We start from the raw sequence: 23,017 nt of genomic DNA on the forward strand, positions 1-23,017 counted from the left end.
GAAATTGTTGAAGAAATTGTGGTTCTTTCAGAAAATCCAAAGGGATGGCGTAAAGAATTGAACTTAGTTAGTTGGAATGAACGTGCACCTAAGTTTGATTTAAGAGACTGGGCGCCTAATCATGAAAAAATGGGTAAAGGTGTAACGTTATCTAATGAAGAATTTAATGCCTTAAAAGAAGCAATAAAACAAATGTAGGTGAAAAAAATGAAAAGTATGACAGGGTATGGTAAAAACCATTGTTTAAAAGAAGATTATCAAATTGTTGTTGAAATTAAATCAGTTAATCATCGTTATTTAGATACACAAATTAGAATGCCAAGAGAGTTTAGTTTTCTAGAAATGTCGATGAAAAATTGTGTTAAAAAATATTTAACACGTGGTCGTGTTGAATGTTTTGTAACTATCCAAAAAGAGGCTGAAGCGTATCAAAGTATGTCTATCAAATGGAATTTGTTAGATCAATTAGTAGGAGAGTTAAACGAAGCTAAAACGACTAGATACCAAGGGAAGAAATTTTCACCAAGTAAAATTTTAACTGGAGCAATCATGCATCCAGATATTTTTGAAGTAGCAGATAAAAAAGAAGTTGATGAAACTTTTGAGCAAGATTTACTGGAAACTTTCGAAAAAGCAATTCAAGACCTTGAAAAAAGTCGATTAGCTGAAGGAACAGAAATTCAAAAATACTTTGCTACGTATCGGTTAGATATTGAAGAAGCTATAAAAAAAATAAAAGGTCAATCAGAAAAAATTGAATCTGAATACCAAGAAAAATTGGAAAAGAAAATTTCTGATTTAATTGGAGATAAAGTTGACGAAAATCGTTTATTAACAGAAGTTGCTTTATTAATAGAAAAAGGAGATATTAATGAAGAACTTGATCGTTTAGCAATTCATTTAAATAAACTATCTCAATTGTTAAAAAAAGAAACACCTGTTGGAAAAGAAATGGATTTTCTGATACAAGAAATGAATCGTGAAGTGAATACAATAGGCTCTAAATCAACAGCAATTGAAATTAAAGAACAAGTTGTTTTCCTGAAGACGGTTGTTGAAAAAATAAGAGAACAAGTTCAAAATATTGAATAGAGACGTGTTTTTTTAATTTTTTAATGAAATCAACCTTGCAAATTTTCCTTTCACAGTGCATTATAGTAAATAAAACTAAAAAAGTGTGTGAAAGGAAGACAACATGTCAGAAAGAGGGTTATTAATCGTATTATCTGGACCGTCTGGTGTTGGTAAAGGTACGGTAAGAAAAGCGATATTTGAAAGTGAAGGCAACGAGTTTGAATATTCTATCTCAATGACAACACGTCAAATGAGAGATGGAGAGAAGGAAGGTATTGACTACTTCTTTCGTTCAAAAGAAGAATTTGAAGAGTTGATTCAATCTGGAAAAATGTTAGAATATGCAGAGTATGTGGGCAATTACTATGGTACCCCTTTAGATTATGTGAATCAGACATTAGATGCGGGCAAAGATGTCTTTTTGGAAATTGAAGTTCAAGGTGCTTTAAAAGTAAAAGAACAAGTGCCAGATGGCGTATTTATCTTTTTAACACCGCCTGATTTTGATGAGTTGAAATCACGAATTGTTAACAGAGGAACAGATGACATGTCTGTTATCGAAGAAAGAATGAAAGTTGCACGTGAAGAAGTTGAAATGATGCGACATTATGATTATGCTGTAGTTAACGACCAAGTGGAACTTGCCGTTGATCGCATTAAAAAAATAATAGAAAGCGAACACTACCATGTAGAACGTGTGATTGATCGCTATGAAAAAATGTTAAAGGAGTTTTAATTATGTTAAATCCATCAATCGATAAATTATTAGAACAAGTAGACTCAAAATATTCTTTGGTTATTCTATCAAGTAAACGTGCGCACGAACTTGATTTAGGGGCACAACCGATGATTGAAGAAGATAAATTTGTTTCAGTTAAAAATGTTGGTCGTGGCCTAGAAGAAATCGCTAGCGGTGACGTTGTGATTGATCCTAATCCGGAATTAAAAAGAGAACTACTTAAACGTCAAGAAGAAGAAAAAAAAGCATTGAAACGTCGTGAACACCAAGAATTAGAAGCAAGAATTCAAATGGATCGTAAAATATAATTATCTGATTTAGATAATGTGATGACTAACAAGAAAAAAGAATCTGTGACTGTTGACGTCACAGGTTTTTTTTCATAAGAAAGACCAGGTGATTTTATGAACTTTAATCATTTGAAAAATGAAGCAAACAAAGTGATTAATCCTAAAAAATATTCAAATTATGCTGAAGGTGGACAAGTAGCAGCAGCTCTTGAGACGGCTTCAGGTAATGTTTATACTGGGATTTGTATTGATACTGCGTGTTCCTTAGGATTTTGTGCTGAACATGCAGCTGCGGCAGATATGTTAAAACATGGCGAAACGCATATTGTTAAAATGGTTGCTGTAGATCAGGATGGAAATTACTTAGCACCTTGTGGTAGATGTCGTGAGTTTTTATCTCAGTTAGATGATAGAAATGATGGAATGATAGTAATTTTGGGAGAAGATAAGACATATTTGTTAAGAGAGCTCTTACCTTTTGATTGGAAAAAGTAAATAGAAAAGGTACTGATCTAGCAAAAAATGCTAAAAGAAGTACCTTTTTTAAGTGACTATTTAAATAAGATAGAAACAGACAAACGACGCAATTTTTAGTACAATAAAGCAGATGAGAAAGGAAGAGATGCATGCTATTTATTGCAGATATTATTGTGGATGTACCATCAATGCAGACAGATCAACCTTTCAGCTATATTATTCCTGAAAATTTACAAGACGTTATTGAAGTGGGGATGCGTGTTGAAGTACCATTTGGTAATGGTAATCGTCACATTCAAGGGTTTATCGTTGCGTTAAAAAAAGTAGATAATATAGAAAATGACTTAAAACCAATAATTAATGTGTTGGATTTATACCCTGTCTTAAATGATGAGTTACTTGAATTAGCAGATGAAATGAAGGAAACAACTTATTCGTTTAAAATTACCTGTCTTCAAACGATGTTACCAAGCGTGATGCGCTCGTCTTATAAAAAGTTCGTCACATTAACAGATAATCAAGTACCACAACACGTGAGAGATGAGTTGTTTTTAGGTTTAGCTGAGATTGAGTGGGAAGAAGCAAAAGAGTCACCGCATTTTCCAGAACTACTTCGACTAAAACAAGATGGTAAAGTAGATGTTCGTTATGAAATCACAACGAAAAATAAAGTGAAAACAAAGCGTGTCATTCGAAAAAGCATCTCAAATGAAGTTTTAGAAAAAGAAAGAGAAACCATTCGTAAAAATGCCAAACAAAAATTACGATTGCTTTCTTTTTTAATGGAGATTGATGATAAAGAATATAGTATTAAAGAATTGATGGAAGAGCATCAAATAAATAGAACAGCTATTAATGATGCGAAAAATGCTGGTTGGTTAGTTATTGAAGAAAAAGAAGTTTATCGTGATCCTTATGCTTTTCATAATTTTAAAAAGGATACGCCGTTAGTTTTAAATGATGAGCAACAAGTAGCGCTAGATACTATGGTAACGTCAATGGATCAACAAAAATCAGATGTTTTCTTATTAGAAGGTGTGACAGGTAGTGGTAAAACAGAGATTTATCTACAAGCGATAGCTCATGCATTAGAAAAAAATCAAACGGCTATTATGTTAGTGCCAGAAATTTCATTAACACCGCAAACAGTGACTCGTTTTAAAAAACGTTTTGGTGATGAGGTAGCTGTTCTTCATAGTGGCTTATCCCAAGGTGAAAAATATGATGAATGGCGAAAAATTGAACGCAAGGAAGCTCGTGTAGTGGTTGGTGCCAGGTCAGCAATCTTCGCTCCTCTTAAAAACATCGGGTTGATTGTAATTGATGAAGAACATGAGGGAAGTTATAAACAAGATGAGACCCCAAGATATCATGCCAAAGACTTAGCTGTTTGGAGAGGTAAGTATCATCATTGTCCAGTATTATTAGGAAGTGCAACACCCTCTTTAGAAGCAAGAGCAAGAGCTCAAAAAGGCGTGTATCAATTATTAACGTTAGAAAAAAGAGCCGTCTCTAAATCAGTTTTACCAAAGATAAAAGTTATTGATATGCGAGAAGAAATGAAACAGTCCCTGACAACGAGTTTCTCAGGACCTTTACTTGAAAAACTAAAGGAAGGTATTGAAAAAAAAGAACAGACCGTCTTAATGTTAAATAGAAGAGGTTATTCATCTTTTGTGATGTGCCGTGATTGTGGGTATGTTTTGCCATGTCCTAATTGTGATATCTCATTAACTTTGCATATGGATACAAAACAAATGAAATGTCATTATTGTGGGCATGAAGAACGAATTCCTTACCGTTGTCCTGTGTGTGATGGGGATAAAATTCGTTATTATGGAACAGGAACTCAAAAAATTGAAGAAGAGCTGAAGGAGATATTACCAGAAGCACGTGTTATTCGGATGGATGTAGACACGACTCGAAAAAAAGGAGCCCATGAGAAATTACTAAAACAATTTGGTAATCATGAAGCTGATATTTTATTAGGGACTCAAATGATTGCTAAGGGATTGGATTTTCCCAATGTCACGTTGGTTGGTGTTTTAAATGCAGACACAGCTTTAAATTTACCTGATTTTAGGTCAAGTGAAAAAACCTTTCAGTTATTAACACAAGTAAGCGGAAGAGCTGGTCGTGGTGAAAAAGCCGGTGAGGTACTGATTCAAACCTTTAATCCGGGTCATTATGCGATTCAACTAGCGAAATTACAAAACTATGAACAATTTTATCAACAAGAAATGAAAATAAGACATCAAGGAAATTATCCTCCTTTTTATTTTACAACGCAACTTGTTGTTAGCCATGAGGAAGAACACTTGGCTGCTAAAAAAATGTATGAAATTGTTAATTTACTAAAAAAGTTTGTTTCACCACAAGCTATTGTCTTAGGTCCAACGCCTAAATCAGTTGCTAGAATGAATAAAAGGTATTATTATCAAACAGTCATTAAATATAAAAATGAACCTAACCTTTCAAAGGGCTTAAAAATTATTTTAGAAGAATCTCAAAAAGAGATTCGAAACGGTTTAAGAATAACTATTGATATGGAACCTCAACATTTTATATAAAGGAAAGGATGACAACGTGAGAAAAATTGTAATGTACCCAAATGAATGTTTAACAAAACCAACAAAAAAAGTGACGCATATTGATGATGATATCATTGAATTATTGGATGAGATGTATCAACTAATCAAAAAAAATGACGCTATAGGTATAGCGGCTAATCAAGTCGGTATCTCTAAAAGTATTGTGGTCATTGAACTAGATGAAGAGTCAGGGCTTTTTGAAATGCTTAATCCAGAAATCATTGCTTGTAAAGGCAAATCAATAGATGTAGAGGGCTGTTTAAGCTTTCCTGAAGTGTATGGAACAGTTGAAAGATATGAAGAGGTCACTGTGCGCTATGTAGATCGTGATGGCTATGAAATGGAAGTTGATGCAACAGGTTATTTGGCACGAGCATTTCAACATGAATTGGAACACTTAAAAGGTGATGTTTTTACCGATAAAATTATTGAGACAATCGCACCTGAAAATTTAGTAGCGTATATGGAGGAGCATGGTTATGACTAAAATAGTCTTTATGGGGACACCAGATTTTTCAGTTCCAATCCTAGATGGCTTAGTTGAAGCTGGTTATGATGTGTTACGAGTGGTGACACAACCAGATCGACCTGTGGGAAGAAAAAGAGTTTTAACGCCACCACCGGTGAAAGCAGCTGCGTTAAAACATAATATTAAAGTACTACAACCAGAAAAAATAAGTGGTTCAGATGAAATGACAGAAATTATGGCACTGCAACCAGACTTAATTGTAACAGCTGCTTTTGGTCAATTTTTACCAACGGCTTTATTAGAAGTGCCTAAATTTGGTGCTATTAATGTCCACGCCTCTCTTTTACCAAAATATCGCGGCGGGGCACCTGTTCATTATTCGATTATTAATGGAGATGATAAAACTGGCGTCACTATTATGCGAATGGTGAAAAAAATGGATGCTGGTGATATTTTAACGCAAGAATCATGGCCTATTGAAAAAACAGATGATGTTGGTAGTATGTTTGATAAATTAAGCTATCTTGGTAAAGAGATGCTTTTAACAATGTTACCAGAATTTTTAGAAGGTAATTTTAAGGAAACTCCTCAGGAAGAGTCGTTAGTTACGTATTCACCTAATATTACACGTGAAGAAGAACAAGTGGATTGGAATAAAACAAGCCAACTGATTGATTGCCAAGTAAGAGGGATGAGACCGTGGCCTGTTGCGTATACGATGTATCAAGATAAACGAATGAAGTTATGGGATGCAACACCTTTAGAAGAAACGACAACTGAAAAAGCTGGAACAATTATTCAAATTAATAAAAAGAATTTCTGGGTTGCGTGTGGAGAAGGCACTGTGTTACAAATTAATGATCTACAACCAGCAGGAAAAGGGCGCTTAAAAGCTACTGAGTACTTAAATGGTGTGGGTCGTGAAATGGAAGTAGGCAATTATTTTGAATAAAAATCGTAAATTACCAAGAAAAGTATATGAGTCACCTCGATTGGCAGCACTTGAGTTACTGATTCAAGTCTCTGAAGAAGATGCATACTCTAATTTACTTGTAAAAGAATACATTAGTAAGCATCGCTTGTCTGAAAAAGATGGACGCTTAATGACAGAGGTTGTTTATGGCACAATTAGTCGAAAAATAACGTTAGAATATGGTTTAACTAATTTTGTCGAAGACACATCAAAAATTGAAAATTGGGTAAAACAATTGTTATTACTTTCTATGTATCAAATGGAATACTTAGATAAAATACCTGTTTATAGTATTATTAGTGAAGCTGTTGAGATTGCTAAAGCAAAAGGAAATCCTGGGATTGGTCGTTATGTTAATGGTGTCCTTAGAAATATTCAACGCCAAGGACCAAGACCAACAGATACCATTAAAAATAAATTGAAACGGTTATCTACAGAAATTAGTATTCCTAAATGGTTAACTAAAAAACTGATTGATGAAATTGGTTATGAAGAAACACAAAAGTTAGGCGAATCTTTACTGCAACCAAGTAAAGTTAGTGCGCGAGTTGATATAAATAAAATTTCCCGAGATGAAATTATTGAAAGACTAGTTAGTGAGGGAATTTCTGCAGAAAAGAGTAATGTATCGCCGTACGGTGTTGTAGCTGAAAAAGGCTTTTTAGCAGGTAGCACACCTTTTAAAGAGGGGTTAATGACTGTCCAAGATGAAAGTTCGATGTTAGTTGCTCCAAGCATGCAGATTGAACCTGGACACCATACACTTGATGCATGTGCTGCACCAGGTGGGAAAACCGTTCATATGGCAACGTTCCTAGACAAAGAAGCAGGAGGAAAGATTACAGCATTAGATATTTATGAGCATAAAATAAATTTAATCAATGAAAATGCTAACCGCTTAAAAGTGTCGGATGTTGTGGAGACTAAGTTACTAGACGCAAGAGAAGTGGCGACTACCTTTGAAGATGAAACATTTGACAGAGTACTTATTGATGCGCCTTGTTCTGGTTTAGGATTATTACGCAGAAAACCTGATATTAAGTACAGTAAAAATAAAGAAGACTTTTTAAATTTACAACAGATGCAATTAGAAATTTTAGAAAGTGTTGTTACAAAAGTAAAGGTATGGGGTATAATAACGTATAGTACGTGTACTATTACTTCAGAAGAAAACAAAGAAGTAATAGACCAATTTTTGGAAAAACATCCCAACTTTGAAAAAATAGATATTGTTGGTACTGAACCAGTTTCAGAAAGTTACCACGAAAAAATGTTACAAATTTATCCACATCAATATCAAACTGACGGTTTTTTCATTTGTTGCTTAAGAAGAAAAGCATAGTTGGCCGAACGAAGGAGTGAAATCATGCAAATTGAATTCCAGACTAATGTAGGACGCAAAAGAAAAAGTAATCAAGATACAGTAGGCGTATATAAAAACAAATCTGGTGTTATTATCGGAATTGTTGCTGATGGTATGGGCGGGCATCAAGCAGGAGACACAGCAAGTTTCTTAGTGGTGACAGGTCTTGGTAAAACGTGGGAAGAAACAAGTTTGAAAGATCAAGAAGAAGTTGCTCGTTGGTTGGTATCGGATATTCAACGAGAAAACAAAATTATTTATAGCGAAGGAAGTAATAATCCTGATAAATTTGGTATGGGCACGACGGTTGTCATTGCCGCGCTTTTAGACAATCAAATTCTATTAGCACATGTGGGTGATAGTCGAGCGTACATCGTTAGAGATGGAGCCATTAGACAATTAACAGATGATCATTCATTAGTTAATGAGTTAGTCAAAACAGGAGAAATTACAGAGGATATGGCAGCTAAACATCCTAAGAAAAATATATTAGTTCGCTCAGTTGGTGTGCCGGGTGAGGTAGAAGTTGATTTATCTGTTTTTTCAATTAAGGAACAGGATCATCTTTTACTTTGTTCTGACGGACTAAGTAACATGCTATCAGATTCGGAGATTAAAGGAATTATTCAACAACCAAAACCTCTTAAAGAAAGAGTGGAACGTTTAATTAGTGAAGCTAACGAGGCAGGTGGTACTGATAATATCACTGCTTTATTAATTGAGTTTAGGTCTCCAAGTAAGGAGGATTACGAAGCATGATAAAATTAGGCACTAAAATAGGTGAACGTTACGAAGTCATTGGTAACATTGGTAGTGGTGGTATGGCTAATGTTTACTTAGCCAAAGATTTGATTTTAAATCGTGAAGTGGCTGTAAAGGTACTTCGTTTCGACTTTCAAAATGATCAAGATGCCATTAGACGTTTCCAAAGAGAGGCGCTAGCTGCGACTGAAATGGTTCATCCAAATATTGTGAGTGTTTATGATGTAGGTGAAGAAAATGGCATGCAATATATTGTCATGGAATACGTCAAAGGAACCGATCTTAAACAATACATCAAAAATCAAAAAAATATCCCGTTAAATACGGTGGTAGATATGATGGGACAAGTGTTATCAGCAATTTCACTAGCTCACCAACATCGAATTATCCATAGAGACTTAAAACCACAAAATATTTTAGTAGATGAAGATGGTACGGTGAAAATTACCGATTTTGGTATTGCAATTGCTTTGTCAGAAACATCTATTACTCAAACTAACACGCTACTTGGTTCTGTTCATTATTTATCTCCAGAACAAGCTAGAGGTGGAATGGCTACGCGCCAATCTGATATCTACGCTTTAGGGATTATTTTGTATGAATTATTAACAGGCGGTGTTCCTTTTGAAGGAGAGTCAGCTGTTTCAATCGCTTTAAAACATTTCCAAAAAGAGATGCCATCAGTTCGCGATAGCAATCCTCAGATTCCACAACCTTTGGAAAATGTTGTGCTGCGTGCAACCGCAAAAGAAACAGCGGATCGTTATAAAACAGTAGATGAAATGTTTGCAGATTTAAAAACAGCATTAAACTCTAATAGAGCAAATGAAGAACGCTTTGAACCTTCTGCTATGATGGACGAAACGATTATGTTAGATCCGATTGATGAAAGCTATGTACCAAATCAAGTAGCAGTGAAAGAACCTAGCATTAAAGAGTTAGATGATGATGATGACGATGAGTTAGATGATGTGAAGAAAAAATCGAAACGCGGCATGAAAATTTTCTTTATCTTACTAGGTTTAGTTCTGTTAGTTTCAGGAGGATTCTTTGTTCTTGGTCGTAAAAATGGTGATGTTGAAATTCCTGATGTGAGTGGAAAAACAGAAACAGAAGCGATTATGATACTACAAGACAAAAAAATTAAAGTGGGAAAAACGAAAGAAATTAGTGATGATAAAGTCGATAAGGATTTAATTGTTAAAACAGATCCACCAATAGGAACTTCTGTGAAGAAAGAAAAAGGGGAAGTTACCCTTTATGTAAGTTCTGGTAAATCAGGTATTAAAATGAAGGATTATACGAAAGAAGAAGTCATGGATGCCAAAGATGATTTATTAAGCAAAGGATTTAAAGAAGAAAACATAAAAATTGAAAAAGTTAAGTCAGATTCTGCTAAAGAAGGAACTGTGGTGAAACAAACGCCAAAATCCGGACGTGAAGTAAAACCAGAAGATACGAAAGTAACTTTAGTTGTTAGTGAAGGTGCGGAAACTTTTTCATTAAGTAATATGGAAGGATATACGCGTGAGCAAGCAATGAGTTATCTAGATAGTGTTGGCTTAGTCTTTATTGATGGTGGGTCAGACTATTCAAATGTAACACAAGGAAACGTTGCATACGCTTATCCAAAAAATGGAAATGGAAATAAAGTTAAAAAAGGCGATGAAGTCTATGTGATTTTCTCAGCAGGAGCAAAAACAGTTCAGTCGAGTTCGTCATCAAGTTCAAGTTCCGTGCCAGAACCATCAACAACAGAAACCACACCGCCGGTAACAACAACTGATACTGGAGATTCCGGTCAACCAGAAGAAAGTAAAGAAGAAGTTAAAAACGAAGGTCATGGAAACTAGAAAGAGAATCTTTTGATTTCTCTTTCTTTTTTTGTTTTAACTTGTGTTACAATGAAAAACATAGAGAACAAGATTATTAAAGGAGGGACGCTATGCCAAAAGGACAAATAAGAAAAGCATTAAGTGGTTTTTATTATGTATATCATGAAGGCGAAACGTATCAAACTCGAGGCCGTGGTAATTTTAGAAATCGTAACATTACTCCTTTAGTTGGTGATTGGGTTGAATTTGAAAGTACGAACTTAACGGATGGCTACTTATTAGAAGTATTAGAAAGAGAAAACGAACTCATTCGTCCACCTGTCTCAAATGTTGATTTAGGAGTAGTTGTGACGAGTTGTGTGCAACCTAATTTTTCTTATAATCTGTTGGATCGTTTCCTAGTAACATTAGAGTCTAAACGAATTAAACCGATTATTTATATAACAAAAGTAGATATTGCATCAGATGATGTGATAGAAGAACTTCAACAAATGCGTGAGTACTACGAATCAATCGGCTATCCTGTTTTATTTTCAGAAAACGGAAAAAAAGAAAAATTAACGGAATTTTTCACCGATAATTTAACTGTATTTATGGGGCAATCAGGTGCGGGAAAGTCCACTCTTCTAAATAATATTGCGCCACAACTTGATTTAGAAGTTGGTGAGATTTCGGAAGCTTTAGGTCGAGGGCGCCATACTACAAGACATGTGGAGTTATTAGAAATAAATGGTGGTTTGGTTGCTGATACCCCAGGTTTTAGCTCGATTGAATTTTTGGAGATTGAATTAGAAGATTTACCTAAAGAATTTCCTGAATTTCTAGAAGCTTCTCAATTTTGTAAATTTAGAGAATGTATGCATCACAAAGAGCCAAAATGTGAAGTAAAACATCGAGTAGAAACTGGAGAAATTCTTCAGTCTAGATATGATAATTATTTACAATTTGCTGAAGAAGTTAAAGCAAGAAAACCTAAATATAATAAAAAGTAAAAGTGAGGAAGATAACTATGGTAAAAATAGCACCATCAATTTTAAGCGCAGATTTTGCAAATTTAGAAAGAGATATTAAATTAGTGGAAGAAAAAGGAGCAGATTACATCCATGTAGATGTGATGGATGGCCAATTTGTCCCTAATATTACGTTAGGAGCAAATATTGTTTCAGCTATTCGACCTGTAACAAAATTACCTTTGGATGTTCATTTGATGATTGTTGAGCCAGAACGTTTCATTCCTGACTTTGCTAAAGCTGGATCAGATATTATTACGGTTCATGCTGAAAGTACTGTTCATATTCATCGTGCGATGCAAATGATCAAAAATGAAGGCGTGAAAGCTGGCGTTGTGATCAATCCGGGAACACCAGTCTCAGTGATTGAGCATGTCTTACCCTTAGCTGATTTAGTTTTAATTATGACAGTTAATCCTGGTTTTGGCGGACAAGCATTTATATCAGAATGTCTTGAAAAAGTTGAACAACTAGATGTATTAAGAAAAGAAAAAGGCTACACATACGAAATTGAAATTGATGGCGGTGTGGATAATAAAACAGCAAAAACTTGTGTTGATGCTGGTGCTGATGTGTTGGTGGCAGGTTCTTATGTTTATAATTCACCTGATGTAGGTGAAAGAATTGCTACATTGAGAGAAGTTGTTAAGTAATGATTACTGATGTGGTTATCATAGGAGGCGGTAATCCAAATGAGTGGCCTTCTTTAAGTGACTATCAAAAAGAAACAACGGCGTGGATTGGTGTGGATAGAGGGACACTTTACGGCTTAAAAGCTAATTTACCACTTATTAAAGCGGTAGGTGACTTTGATTCATTATCAAAAGAAGAGTGGATTTGGGTAAATGAGAAACTTGTTGATATAGAGTCGTGTCAGGCTGAAAAAGATGATACAGACATGGAACTAGGTGTATTAACAGCAATGGAAATGTTTCCAGAAGCCAATATTATTATAATTGGTGGAAGTGGTGCGCGTTTAGATCATTATTTATCTAATTTATGGTTACCTCTTCAAGAACGTTTTTTTCCTATCCTTGAAAAAATAACTTTGCTAGATAACTTGAATAGTGTGAGTTACTTTAAACCGGGTAATCATCAGGTGAAAAAAGAAAGAGACAAAAAATACTTAGCATATATTTGCTTAACGCCGGTTACTAATTTAACGTTGTATGATGCCAAATATAAATTAGAGAATGTTGATTTCACTTATCCGAGATCACTATCAAGTAACGAATTTGTAGGTGAAACAAGTGAATTTTCTTTTGATTCTGGCTTGATGTGTGTGATCCAAACAAAAGATAGAGAGTAGATAATGAAAAAAAGAAGAATGCGATTGTGTAGCGACCCCCAAAAGTTAGACCAAAAAATCTAACTTTTAGGAGTCACAACATTTTGCATTCTTCTTTTTATTTAGTTATTAATTAAAAAAATGGATTTCCATATTTGTCACAATACTTGTAAAAACCATGTTGATTCATATAAATTGTTTTTTCTATCGCCTCATCTGTGTCAAAACGTATGGCTTTTAAAACTAATTCAGTAAATTCTATTGGTCCTGTTCCATTTGCTGTAATTAGGTTACGATCGGAATAAGCTAATTGTTCTACAAAGTCTTCAGGGTTAGAATAATTAGCAAAGTCAGTCCATAAAAATTGCGAATTTCCTGTATGTTTATAATGAGATAGCAAGCAGTTTCTAGCTAAATAGTCAACGGCACCACAAATGGCTCCAACAGTAATATTTTGGTTTAGATAATGATTGATTGAGTTGGATAAAGTGTCATTTGTCAGGTTCCACGAGTTACTACCAATCAGGATGAACAAATCAATTTTTTCAGGTAATTCGCCAAGCAATAAGTCTACTTTTGTTTTAAAACCTCCAATTGAAGTGACTTCTTTTTGAATAGAAGCTGTTTTTACGGTCCAATCTGTGGATTTATTTAAGGTGCTTGATAGATAAGCTCCTTCCCAATCAGCGTACTCATCTAGTAAAAAAAATATAGCAGTTTTCATCTTTACCTCTTTCATGTCAAAAATTTATTGGTAACTTATTATAACATTTTTTAGTTAAAAAAGAACGTACATTCGTAATAAAAACATACTTTTTTTAATTAAAAAGAAGGAATGCACTGAGTGTAAAAGATAGAAAAATACTTATGAATGTTAAATAAATTATTTGATTTAAAGGACGTTTAAACAAGAAGAGACACAAGGAAAAGGTTAGTATATCTAAAAGTGATGCAATGCTTAACTCCGGTTGCTTGTAAGTAAATGTGTAATAAAACATGACAGCAATAACTCCAATAGTTAGAATTTTTCCAAATCGAGTGTTTTCCCTAGTGTACCAACATAAATAAGCTAAAAAGGGAGAGATTATGGTGAGAATAATCCAGTATATTACTTTATGATAAGGAAATATGCCGAGAACTGTGGCGGAGTATGTATAATAACTACCAATCATTCCAGCGTAAAAGAAAAAAACGCTGATGGCTGCTTTTAATGGTGTTTTACTAAATAAGGTAATAACCAAGGCAAGTAGTAGCCAGATGGACATTCGACTTAAAAAACGATCAATTTCAAGAATATCAAGATACAGTGGTAAAGTTCCACGAGGTATTTCATCTAAAAATTTTGATAAAACGCCTAACCCGGTACCTATGAAAAAGATACAAAGAATAGATAGTGGTTCTTTGAGTGTAAATTTTTTAGAGTGCGTATGATTGGATGGTAAATAAGATTGCATAGTATTTCACTCCTTTATTCGATAATTCTCCTTTATCGTAGCATAGAGGATGTGAAGAGAGCTTAATATTTTCTGAATAATATCTTAAATAAAAAAAGCCACCGCTCACATTTTTGTGAAGGGTGACTTATTTTTAAACAAAAAAAAACCAAAATTTTCATTTTAGTCTCTTTCTTCATTTTAATCTGATTGTAAAATCTATATGTCTCAAAAAGATCTAAACGCGCTCAACTTTTCCGGATTTCAAAGCACGAGCAGAAACCCAAACTTTTTTAGGCTTACCGTCAACTAAGATACGAACTTTTTGTAGGTTTGCACCCCAAGTACGTTTAGAAGCGTTCATTGCGTGAGAGCGAGTGTTACCAGATCTAGCTTTACGCCCAGTTATATAACATTCTTTTGCCATGATATTCCCTCCTTTGCTTTGAATAATATCATTTGTACATTAATCACACTAGAATAATTTATCATAATTTCCTTGTTTATGCAATAAGAATTTTATGAGATTGTGTAACTAGTTGAAAAAAACCTGATATTAATGATTTTTTCTTTAACAATATTAGAGATTGTGATAAACTGGTGGGTGATAATGGGAATTACTGACTATAGGGAGGTAGTAAAATGGCTGTAAAAATTAAAACACAGACTGGAACCATTGAAATTTCTAATGATGTCATCGCTACTGTTGTAGGTGGAGCTGCGACAGATATCTATGGTATCGTTGGTATGGCAAGTAAAAATCAAATTAAAGATAATTTAAATGATATTTTAGGTAAAGAAAATTATTCTAGAGGCGTTGTCGTACGTCAAGAAGAAAATGGTGTCGCAGTTGATGTGTATATCATGGTAAGCTATGGAACAAAAATTTCTGAAGTAAGTCGTAACGTGCAAGAAAAAGTGAAATACAATCTTGAAACAATGCTCGGGGTTGTCGCGAATTCTGTTAATATTTTTATCCAAGGTGTTAGAGTACAACCTGAATAAAAATCGATTGCACAACATATGAAGATATATGTTTTTTGAATGAAATGAGGAGGAACATTTTAGTGGAAGTGAAAGCAATCAACGGAGGACAATTTCAAGCAATGGTTCAAGCAGGTGCTAATCGTCTGAATCAAAATGCCGAATTTGTCAATTCTTTAAATGTTTTCCCTGTACCAGATGGTGATACAGGAACAAATATGGATTTATCAATGACAAGTGGTGCTAAAGCAGTTAGAGATGCAACGAGTGAGCATGTAGGTGAACTTGCAGCAATTCTTTCAAAAGGATTATTAATGGGAGCAAGAGGGAACTCAGGCGTTATCTTGTCTCAAATTTTCCGTGGTTTTTCAAAACAAATCGTTAATGAAGAAGAGCTAGACGCACAACAATTGGCAGATGCTTTTAAAAATGGTGTAGAAACAGCGTATAAAGCAGTAATGAAACCAGTAGAGGGAACAATTTTAACTGTTTCTCGTGGAGCAGCTATTGCGGCTGAGAAAAAAGCGAAAACTTCTGATGATTGTATTGAAGTAATGGAAGCTGCTTTAAAGGGTGCTAAAAAAGCATTAGCTAAAACACCTGATATGCTACCAGTTTTAAAAGAAGTTGGCGTAGTCGATAGTGGTGGTCAAGGTTTAGTCTTTGTTTATGAAGGTTTCTTTGAATCATTATCAGGTAAAGTTGTTGAAAGTGATTTACATCAACCAACACCTGGTCAAATGGATGCAATGGTAAATGCTGAGCATCACCGAAGTGTATCTGGAGCTGTTGCAACTGAGGATATTAAATTTGGTTATTGTACTGAAATTATGGTACGTATCGGAGAAGGCCCAACAGTTGATAGTGAGTTTGACTACGATACCTTTAGAAATTATTTAAATGAGTTAGGTGATTCATTATTAGTTGTTGCTGATGATGAAATTATTAAAGTTCATGTTCATACAGAGCAACCTGGTGAAGTGATGAATTATGGTCAAAAATTTGGCTCATTAATTAAAATTAAAGTAGATAACATGCGTGTTCAACATGAAACAATCTTAGAGCACGAACATGAATCTGAAAAGGAAACACCAAAAGAGCGTGTGCCTTATGGTATTATTTCAGTGGCTGCTGGAGAAGGTGTGCAAGAGTTATTCCGTAGTATGGGAGCAAATTACATCATTAGTGGTGGACAAACAATGAACCCAAGTACTGAGGATATCTTAAAAGCAATTGATGCCGTTCATGCTGAAAAAGTGATTATTTTACCAAATAATAAAAACATTTTTATGGCAGCAGACCAAGCGGCTGAAGTGAGTGAGATTCCAGCAATTGTTATCCCGTCAAAAACAATTTCGCAAGGTATGACAGCTTTATTAAGCTTCAATGACCAAGTGTCACTTGAAGATAATGAATCTGCTATGAGAGATATGTTAGAAGATGTGGTTAGTGGACAAGTGACAACAGCTGTCCGTGATACATCAATTGATGGCGTTGAGATTACAAAAGATGATTTTATCGGCATGATTGAAGGTAAAATCGTTGTTTCTAAAGCAGACAGATTTGAAGTGTCTCTTGATACATTAAAAGGTATGCTTCAAGATGACTCTGAAATCATCACAATTATTATTGGTGAAGATGGCCAAAAAGAAGAAGCTGAACGCTTGGAAGCAGCACTTATGGAAGTTGATGAAGATTTAGAAGTTGAGATCCATCAAGGCGATCAACCTGTTTATCCTTATCTATTTTCTGCAGAATAAATAAAATTATAGTATGTTCAAATAAAACAAGAGGCTTGCCACTAACGGTCAGCCTCTTTTTTCTCATAGAGGAGGATATGTGTGAGCCTTTTAGAAAATTCAGTTAGTACGTTAAAAGGTGTTGGACCTAAAAGGGCTGAGACATTACAAAGCTTAGGAATTCAAACCATATATGATTTATTAACGTATTACCCGTTTAGATATGATGATATTCAAGAAAAAATGTTAGATGATATTCAAGATCAAGAAAAAGTTGTTTTAAAAGGAACGGTATTAGCAGAACCGGTTGTCAGTTATTACGGATTTAAGAAAAGTCGGTTAGTATTTCGAATGATGACTGAGCAAGCGGTTATTAACGTTACTTTCTTCAATCAGCCTTTTTTAAAGTCGAAAATCAATGCTTCTGAAGAAGTGGCGATTTATGGAAAATGGGATGGCAGAAGAAAAGCATTGACTGGTATGAAGATTTTAGCGACACAAGATGAGCAAGAAGATTTTTCACCAATTTATCACGTGAATAAACAGATTAAACAAAAAACATTGGTTGATTTAATTAGAAATGCTTGGGAATTACATGGCGTTGAGATGGAAGAAAATTTACCGGAATGGTTGCTTGAAAAATATCGTTTAATGCCTAAAGTGAAAGCGGCATATGCGATGCACTTTCCAGAAGACATTGAAGAAAATCGCCTAGCAAGAAGAAGATTGGCTTTTGAAGAATTCTTTTTATTTCAAATGAAGATGATTCAATTGAAAAAACAAGAAACGAGTAAAGAAGTCGGGAAAGCTATTCTTTATGATGTGCATAAATTAAAGGGATTTATTCAAACTCTTCCTTTTGAATTAACTAATGCGCAAAAAAGAGTGGTTAATGAAATTTGTGCTGATTTAAGAAGTGAAGACCATATGCATCGATTACTTCAAGGAGATGTAGGAAGTGGAAAAACAATTGTAGCAGCAATTGCTCTTTATGCTGTTGTTAGTGTTGGTTATCAAGGTGCATTGATGGTGCCAACAGAAATATTGGCTGAGCAGCATATGGAAAGTTTATTGGGCTTGTTTGATCCACTAGACGTAAATGTTGCACTTTTGACTAGTTCTACCAAACAGGCAGAAAGACGCCGAATACTTGCTGAGTTAGAATCAGGGGAGTTAGATATATTGGTAGGGACGCATTCTTTAATTCAAGAAGAAGTTCAGTTTAAAAAAGTAGGGCTAGTTATTACCGATGAGCAACATCGATTTGGAGTTAATCAACGGAAATTATTACGTGAAAAAGGTGATAATCCAGATGTTTTATTCATGACAGCTACACCTATTCCTAGAACATTAGCGATTACAGCTTACGGAGAAATGGATGTTTCAGTTATAGACGAATTGCCAGCAGGGCGTATTCCGATTGAAACAAGATGGATTTTACCAAAACAAATTGATTCAGTTTTAACGTGGATGACGAAACAATTACAAAAGGGACAACAAGCTTATGTTATTTGCCCTTTGATTGAAGAATCCGAAATGTTAGATGTTAAAAATGCTACCGAAATTTATGAACATTTACAACAATTTTTTGAACCTAACTTTAAAGTAGGCCTCCTTCATGGGAAAATGAAATCTCAAGAAAAAGATAGCATTATGAACGAGTTTAAAGAAAATAATATGCAAGTTCTTGTTTCGACAACGGTTATTGAAGTAGGGGTAAATGTACCCAATGCGTCAATGATGATGATTATGGATGCTGATCGATTTGGATTGGCACAGCTTCATCAATTAAGAGGTCGTGTTGGTCGAGGTAGTATTGCCTCATACTGCATTTTAGTCGCAAGTCCAAAAAGTGATCAGGGAAAAGAGCGAATGAAAATTATGACGGAAACAACTGATGGATTCGTTTTAAGTGAGAAGGATTTAGAGATGCGTGGACCTGGTGACTTCTTTGGTTCTAAACAATCAGGTATTCCAGAGTTTAAGGTAGGAGATATGGTTGCTGATGCCCCTATTCTTGAAACGGCACGTTTAGAGGCGATTGCTTTATGGAATGAAAAGAACTGGGAAGAAGAGCCTAAAAATGCTGTTCTTGTTCGAAGTCTTGAAAAAAGAAACAATCAATCAGAGTTCTTAGATTAAATGGATTGTGGTAAAATAATAGATAGTTTGATATGAAAAGAGGGAATTATGTGAGAATAGCAGTCGACGCTATGGGTGGAGATAATGCTCCTCAAGCAATTGTAGAAGGAATTAATTTGGCTAAAAAAGATTTTCCAGAAATGACATTTTTGTTATTTGGAAAAGAAGCGGAAATAAAAAAATATTTAACAGATGAAACCAACGTTCAAATTATTCATACTGATGAGAAAATTGAAAGTGATGATGAACCTGTGCGTTCAATCCGTAAGAAAAAACAAGCTTCGATGGTTTTAGCGGCACAAGCTGTAAAAAATGGAGAGGCAGATGCCATTTTTTCAGCAGGGAATACAGGAGCGCTTTTAGCGGCTGGACTTTTTATAATTGGCCGTATAAAAAATGTGGAACGACCTGGATTAATGACGACAATGCCAGCCTTTACAGGTGAAGCAGGAGCAGGTTTTGATTTTATTGATATGGGTGCTAACGCAGATAATAAGCCAGAACATTTATTAACGTATGGTATTTTAGGTTCTTTCTATGCTAAAAAAGTTCGTAATATTGAAAAACCTAAAGTAGGTCTTTTAAATAATGGAACAGAGGCGACAAAGGGTAGTGAATTGACAAAAGCTGCGTATGAGTTACTCGAAAAGGAAGAAAGTATTCAGTTTATAGGAAATGTTGAAGCACGTGATTTATTTGATGGTGTGGCTGATGTGGTTGTAACAGACGGCTTCACAGGAAATGCTGTGTTGAAATCGGTGGAAGGTACGGCACTTTCTTTAATGAATATCTTGAAATCTTCTATTATGGATAGTGGTCTTAAAGGTAAAATGGGAGCATTGATGTTAAAAGATAGCCTAAAAGGTATGAAAAATCAGCTAGATTATTCAAGTCATGGTGGAGCGGTCTTATTTGGTGTCAAAGCGCCAGTTATTAAGACGCATGGTTCAACAGGACCAGATGCAGTAAGACATACGATTGGTCAGATTAAAACAATGCTTGAAACTAATTTAGTTGAGGAATTACAAGAGTTTTTTGAAACACCAAAAAATAATAACTAATTCCTAAAAGGATAGACAAACAGCCCTATTACAAGTAAAATTGGAATTAAGATGATTGTAAACGCATGAAAATTTGAATGGAGGTGCGATTAAATTGACACGTGAAGAAGTTTTTGGAAAAATTAAAAATATTGTAATTGAACATTTTGAAATTGATGAAGATAAAATAACTGAAGCTATCAGTATAAAAGACGATTTAGAAGCAGATTCAATTAGTATTATGGAATTTGTTTTAGAATTAGAAGATGTCTTTGAAGCTGAAATTTCAGATGAAGACGCAGAAAAAATTGAAACGATTGGGGCAGCTGTGGACTATATCATGGCGAACCAGTAAAGATAGAAAGATAACTATTGATTGTTTGATCAAGTTGGTTATCTTTTTCTTTTTATAAAAGATTGAGTAATAAAAAAATTAAATGAGATAATAGTTTTATTGGAATTAGAAGGTGCTCATTTAATAGAAAACTTTTTTGAGATAAATGAAAACTTGTTTTTTTATTGGTGAAAAGATATTTTTTAGTCCGTGATGTTAGTATTATTGATATTTTTTAGAAAATTTGTAAATTTTTGAAAGATAAATAACAATTTTTTATTTGTAAAAAAAGCCTATTTCCATAAGGTTTATGAGGGGAAACACCAACTTTTTTAATCTTTGTCTCATAAAACGGTGCGAGAGACTATTGCTAAAAGCGTATAATTCTAATATAATTATAAGATATCATAGGGTTTTTTATGAAGAATCTATGGCAAATAAATGAAGAGTTAAAATAAATGAAGAAATGAAATCGGTACGGGAATAGAACAGAAAGGAGAATTCTATTGTTTGTTGACAACAAGTTATTAGAAGTTAGAAATTTGCACACTGGTTTTCGCATCAAAGATAATTATTATGATGCAGTAGATGATGTGTCAATCACATTAGATAAAAATGAAATTTTAGCGATTGTTGGGGAGTCTGGTTGTGGTAAGAGTACATTAGCCATGACGATTATGGGGTTACAAAATCCTGACCAAACAAAAATCACTGGAGATATCATCTACAATGATTTGAACTTAGTAGGATTATCAGAAACGCTTTATAATAAGGTAAGAGGAAATGACATCGGGATGATTTTCCAGGATCCTTTATCAGCGTTAAATCCATTAATGAGGATCGGAGATCAGATTGCTGAGGCGCTGTTTTATCATACTGATTTAAATGAACAACAACGAAATGAAAGAGCGGTGGATTTACTTGACCAAGTAGGTATTGTTAATCCTAAGCGAGTGGCTAAGCAATATCCCCATGAGTTATCAGGAGGAATGAGACAACGTGTTATTATTGCGATTGCTATTTCATGTAAACCGCCAATTATTATTGCAGATGAACCAACAACAGCTTTGGATGTAACTATCCAAGCACAAATTTTAGATTTATTGAATGATTTACAAAAAGAAACAGAATCAGGCATTATTTTAATTACTCATGATTTAGGTGTTGTAGCTGAAACAGCCGACCGTGTAGCCGTTATGTATGGTGGTCAAATTGTTGAAGAAGCACCAGCAGATAAGTTATTTAAAAATCCACAACATCCTTATACAAGATCACTACTTAACTCAATTCCTCAAGAGGATGCACATGATAGTGATTTACACGTTATCGAAGGCGTTGTACCTTCTCTTAAAAACATGAACCGTGTGGGTTGTCGTTTTGCTGAACGTATTCCTTGGATTCCAGAGGATGCACACGAAGCTAATCCGACATTACATGAAGTAGAGCCAGGTCATTTTGTCCGTTGTACATGCTATAAGCATTTTCACTTTAAAGAAGAAGGAGAAGCATAATGGGATTAATAGAAATTAAAGATTTAAAAGTACACTATCCTATTCGCGGCGGATTCTTCAATAAGGTTGTTGATTATGTTTACGCAGTAGATGGTGTCAATTTTGAAATCGAATCAGGAACAACTTACGGTTTAGTAGGTGAATCTGGTTCTGGTAAATCAACGATTGGTAAAACAATTGTTGGACTTGAAAAAGCAACATCAGGAAGTATTATTTTTGAAGACAATGATGTTATTAGTAAAAGCGTGAGAAAAAAAATTGGCTACAACAAAGATGTTCAAATGATTTTCCAAGATTCGATGTCAAGCTTGAATCCTAAAAAACGTGTTATTGACATCATTGCTGAACCAATTAGAAACTTTGAAAAATTATCTGATCAAGAAGAAAAGAAAAAAGTTCAAGGTTTACTTGATATTGTAGGGATGCCAACAGATGCTCTTTATAAATATCCTCATGAGTTCTCAGGTGGGCAAAGACAACGTTTAGGTGTAGCTCGTGCAGTAGCGACAAACCCTAAACTAATTATTGCTGATGAGCCGGTTTCAGCACTAGATTTATCAGTGCAAGCCCAAGTGTTGAACTTCATGAAACGTATTCAAGAAGAATATAATTTGAGTTATTTATTCATCTCTCATGATTTAGGTGTAGTTAAGCATATGTGTGATAACATCGCTATCATGAACAAGGGTCGTTTCGTTGAAATTGGCTCAAGAGAAGATATTTATAACAACCCTCAACATATCTACACTAAACGTTTGTTATCTGCTATCCCTAAAATAGATGTTGATAACCGTGCTGAACATAAAGAAAAACGTCGTATCGTCGAAAGAGAATACGATGAACTTTATAATCAATATTACGATGAAAATGGTCGTGTGTATGACCTACAAACTATTAGTCCAACTCATCGAGCAGCCGTTAATTTAAGTGGAAGAGGGGGAGAATAGTTATGTGGAAAACGAT

Annotated in this window: 24 protein-coding genes; 21 read left to right on the forward strand and 3 right to left on the reverse strand. The window is 34.5% G+C overall.

Annotated features, from left to right (window positions below; all coding sequences use genetic code 11):
• The first annotated feature begins 15 nt into the window (after positions 1 to 15).
• From RR554_RS05550 to RR554_RS05615, 14 genes are all read left to right on the forward strand, one after another.
• Entirely contained in the window at positions 16 to 198 is a 183-nt protein-coding gene (locus tag RR554_RS05550; RefSeq protein ID WP_443081322.1) for a YdbC family protein, read from the forward strand.
• Between the two features lie 9 nt (positions 199 to 207).
• Positions 208 to 1,092: a YicC/YloC family endoribonuclease gene (locus RR554_RS05555; protein WP_332467590.1), complete on the forward strand. Its 885-nt coding sequence runs from the start codon at positions 208 to 210 to the stop codon at positions 1,090 to 1,092.
• Positions 1,093 to 1,195: 103 nt separating this feature from the next.
• Positions 1,196 to 1,810 (forward strand): guanylate kinase, encoded by a 615-nt coding sequence (gmk, locus tag RR554_RS05560; protein WP_332463126.1) that lies wholly within the window; start codon positions 1,196 to 1,198, stop codon positions 1,808 to 1,810.
• Entirely contained in the window at positions 1,810 to 2,121 is a 312-nt protein-coding gene (gene rpoZ / locus RR554_RS05565) for a DNA-directed RNA polymerase subunit omega (protein ID WP_332463159.1), read from the forward strand. The genes gmk and rpoZ overlap by 1 nt, the downstream gene beginning before the upstream one ends.
• Positions 2,122 to 2,217: 96 nt before the next feature.
• Positions 2,218 to 2,598, forward strand: a complete 381-nt coding sequence (locus tag RR554_RS05570; RefSeq protein WP_332463125.1) for a cytidine deaminase family protein — start codon at positions 2,218 to 2,220, stop codon at positions 2,596 to 2,598.
• 131 nt (positions 2,599 to 2,729) lie between these two features.
• The gene (priA, locus tag RR554_RS05575) at positions 2,730 to 5,150 is read left to right on the forward strand and encodes a primosomal protein N' (protein WP_332467591.1); all 2,421 of its coding nucleotides are present in this window, start codon (positions 2,730 to 2,732) and stop codon (positions 5,148 to 5,150) included.
• Positions 5,151 to 5,166: 16 nt separating this feature from the next.
• Entirely contained in the window at positions 5,167 to 5,658 is a 492-nt protein-coding gene (def, locus tag RR554_RS05580; protein WP_332463123.1) for a peptide deformylase, read from the forward strand.
• Positions 5,651 to 6,592, forward strand: coding sequence for a methionyl-tRNA formyltransferase (fmt, locus tag RR554_RS05585; RefSeq protein ID WP_332463122.1), 942 nt, complete (start codon positions 5,651 to 5,653; stop codon positions 6,590 to 6,592). The genes def and fmt overlap by 8 nt, the downstream gene beginning before the upstream one ends.
• Positions 6,585 to 7,955, forward strand: coding sequence for a 16S rRNA (cytosine(967)-C(5))-methyltransferase RsmB (gene rsmB / locus RR554_RS05590; RefSeq protein WP_332467592.1), 1,371 nt, complete (start codon positions 6,585 to 6,587; stop codon positions 7,953 to 7,955). The genes fmt and rsmB overlap by 8 nt, the downstream gene beginning before the upstream one ends.
• A gap of 24 nt (positions 7,956 to 7,979) precedes the next feature.
• Positions 7,980 to 8,735, forward strand: coding sequence for a Stp1/IreP family PP2C-type Ser/Thr phosphatase (locus tag RR554_RS05595; protein ID WP_332463120.1), 756 nt, complete (start codon positions 7,980 to 7,982; stop codon positions 8,733 to 8,735).
• Entirely contained in the window at positions 8,732 to 10,591 is a 1,860-nt protein-coding gene (pknB, locus tag RR554_RS05600) for a Stk1 family PASTA domain-containing Ser/Thr kinase (protein ID WP_332467593.1), read from the forward strand. Before RR554_RS05595 ends, pknB begins: the two co-directional genes overlap by 4 nt.
• Before the next feature lie 92 nt (positions 10,592 to 10,683).
• On the forward strand, positions 10,684 to 11,565 hold the full coding sequence (gene rsgA / locus RR554_RS05605) for a ribosome small subunit-dependent GTPase A (RefSeq protein ID WP_332463118.1): 882 nt from the start codon (positions 10,684 to 10,686) through the stop codon (positions 11,563 to 11,565).
• Between the two features lie 17 nt (positions 11,566 to 11,582).
• A complete protein-coding gene (gene rpe / locus RR554_RS05610) occupies positions 11,583 to 12,236 on the forward strand; it encodes a ribulose-phosphate 3-epimerase (protein WP_332467594.1) in 654 nt (217 codons plus the stop codon).
• Positions 12,236 to 12,892: a thiamine diphosphokinase gene (locus tag RR554_RS05615; RefSeq protein ID WP_332463116.1), complete on the forward strand. Its 657-nt coding sequence runs from the start codon at positions 12,236 to 12,238 to the stop codon at positions 12,890 to 12,892. The genes rpe and RR554_RS05615 overlap by 1 nt, the downstream gene beginning before the upstream one ends.
• Positions 12,893 to 13,004: 112 nt before the next feature.
• On the opposite strand, the gene RR554_RS05620 is transcribed toward RR554_RS05615, so the two are convergent.
• The 3 genes from RR554_RS05620 to rpmB form a co-directional block, all read right to left on the reverse strand.
• Positions 13,005 to 13,595, reverse strand: coding sequence for a type 1 glutamine amidotransferase family protein (locus tag RR554_RS05620; RefSeq protein ID WP_332463115.1), 591 nt, complete (start codon positions 13,593 to 13,595; stop codon positions 13,005 to 13,007).
• Positions 13,596 to 13,689: 94 nt separating this feature from the next.
• Complete coding sequence (locus RR554_RS05625; protein ID WP_332467595.1) at positions 13,690 to 14,325, reverse strand: hypothetical protein; 636 nt, start codon at positions 14,323 to 14,325, stop codon at positions 13,690 to 13,692.
• A 217-nt stretch (positions 14,326 to 14,542) separates the two neighbouring features.
• Positions 14,543 to 14,731, reverse strand: a complete 189-nt coding sequence (rpmB, locus tag RR554_RS05630) for a 50S ribosomal protein L28 (RefSeq protein WP_126793526.1) — start codon at positions 14,729 to 14,731, stop codon at positions 14,543 to 14,545.
• A 215-nt stretch (positions 14,732 to 14,946) separates the two neighbouring features.
• On the opposite strand from rpmB, the gene RR554_RS05635 reads away from it, so the two are divergent.
• The 7 genes from RR554_RS05635 to RR554_RS05665 all read left to right on the forward strand — a co-directional run bounded on the left by RR554_RS05635 (position 14,947) and on the right by RR554_RS05665 (position 23,001).
• A complete protein-coding gene (locus tag RR554_RS05635; RefSeq protein WP_332463114.1) occupies positions 14,947 to 15,309 on the forward strand; it encodes an Asp23/Gls24 family envelope stress response protein in 363 nt (120 codons plus the stop codon).
• Between the two features lie 62 nt (positions 15,310 to 15,371).
• Positions 15,372 to 17,048 (forward strand): DAK2 domain-containing protein, encoded by a 1,677-nt coding sequence (locus RR554_RS05640; RefSeq protein WP_443081321.1) that lies wholly within the window; start codon positions 15,372 to 15,374, stop codon positions 17,046 to 17,048.
• 81 nt (positions 17,049 to 17,129) lie between these two features.
• Positions 17,130 to 19,169, forward strand: coding sequence for an ATP-dependent DNA helicase RecG (gene recG, locus RR554_RS05645; protein ID WP_332467597.1), 2,040 nt, complete (start codon positions 17,130 to 17,132; stop codon positions 19,167 to 19,169).
• Positions 19,170 to 19,219: 50 nt separating this feature from the next.
• Positions 19,220 to 20,230: a phosphate acyltransferase PlsX gene (plsX, locus tag RR554_RS05650; protein ID WP_332463112.1), complete on the forward strand. Its 1,011-nt coding sequence runs from the start codon at positions 19,220 to 19,222 to the stop codon at positions 20,228 to 20,230.
• 94 nt (positions 20,231 to 20,324) lie between these two features.
• A complete protein-coding gene (gene acpP, locus RR554_RS05655) occupies positions 20,325 to 20,564 on the forward strand; it encodes an acyl carrier protein (protein WP_332463111.1) in 240 nt (79 codons plus the stop codon).
• A gap of 485 nt (positions 20,565 to 21,049) precedes the next feature.
• Positions 21,050 to 22,054, forward strand: coding sequence for an ABC transporter ATP-binding protein (locus RR554_RS05660; RefSeq protein ID WP_332463110.1), 1,005 nt, complete (start codon positions 21,050 to 21,052; stop codon positions 22,052 to 22,054).
• Positions 22,051 to 23,001, forward strand: coding sequence for an ATP-binding cassette domain-containing protein (locus RR554_RS05665; protein ID WP_332463157.1), 951 nt, complete (start codon positions 22,051 to 22,053; stop codon positions 22,999 to 23,001). The genes RR554_RS05660 and RR554_RS05665 overlap by 4 nt, the downstream gene beginning before the upstream one ends.
• Positions 23,002 to 23,017 lie beyond the last annotated feature (16 nt).

Origin of the sequence: Vagococcus sp. (assembly GCF_036639995.1) — a bacterium.
In the GTDB taxonomy this organism is placed as follows: Bacteria; Bacillota; Bacilli; order Lactobacillales; family Vagococcaceae; genus Vagococcus.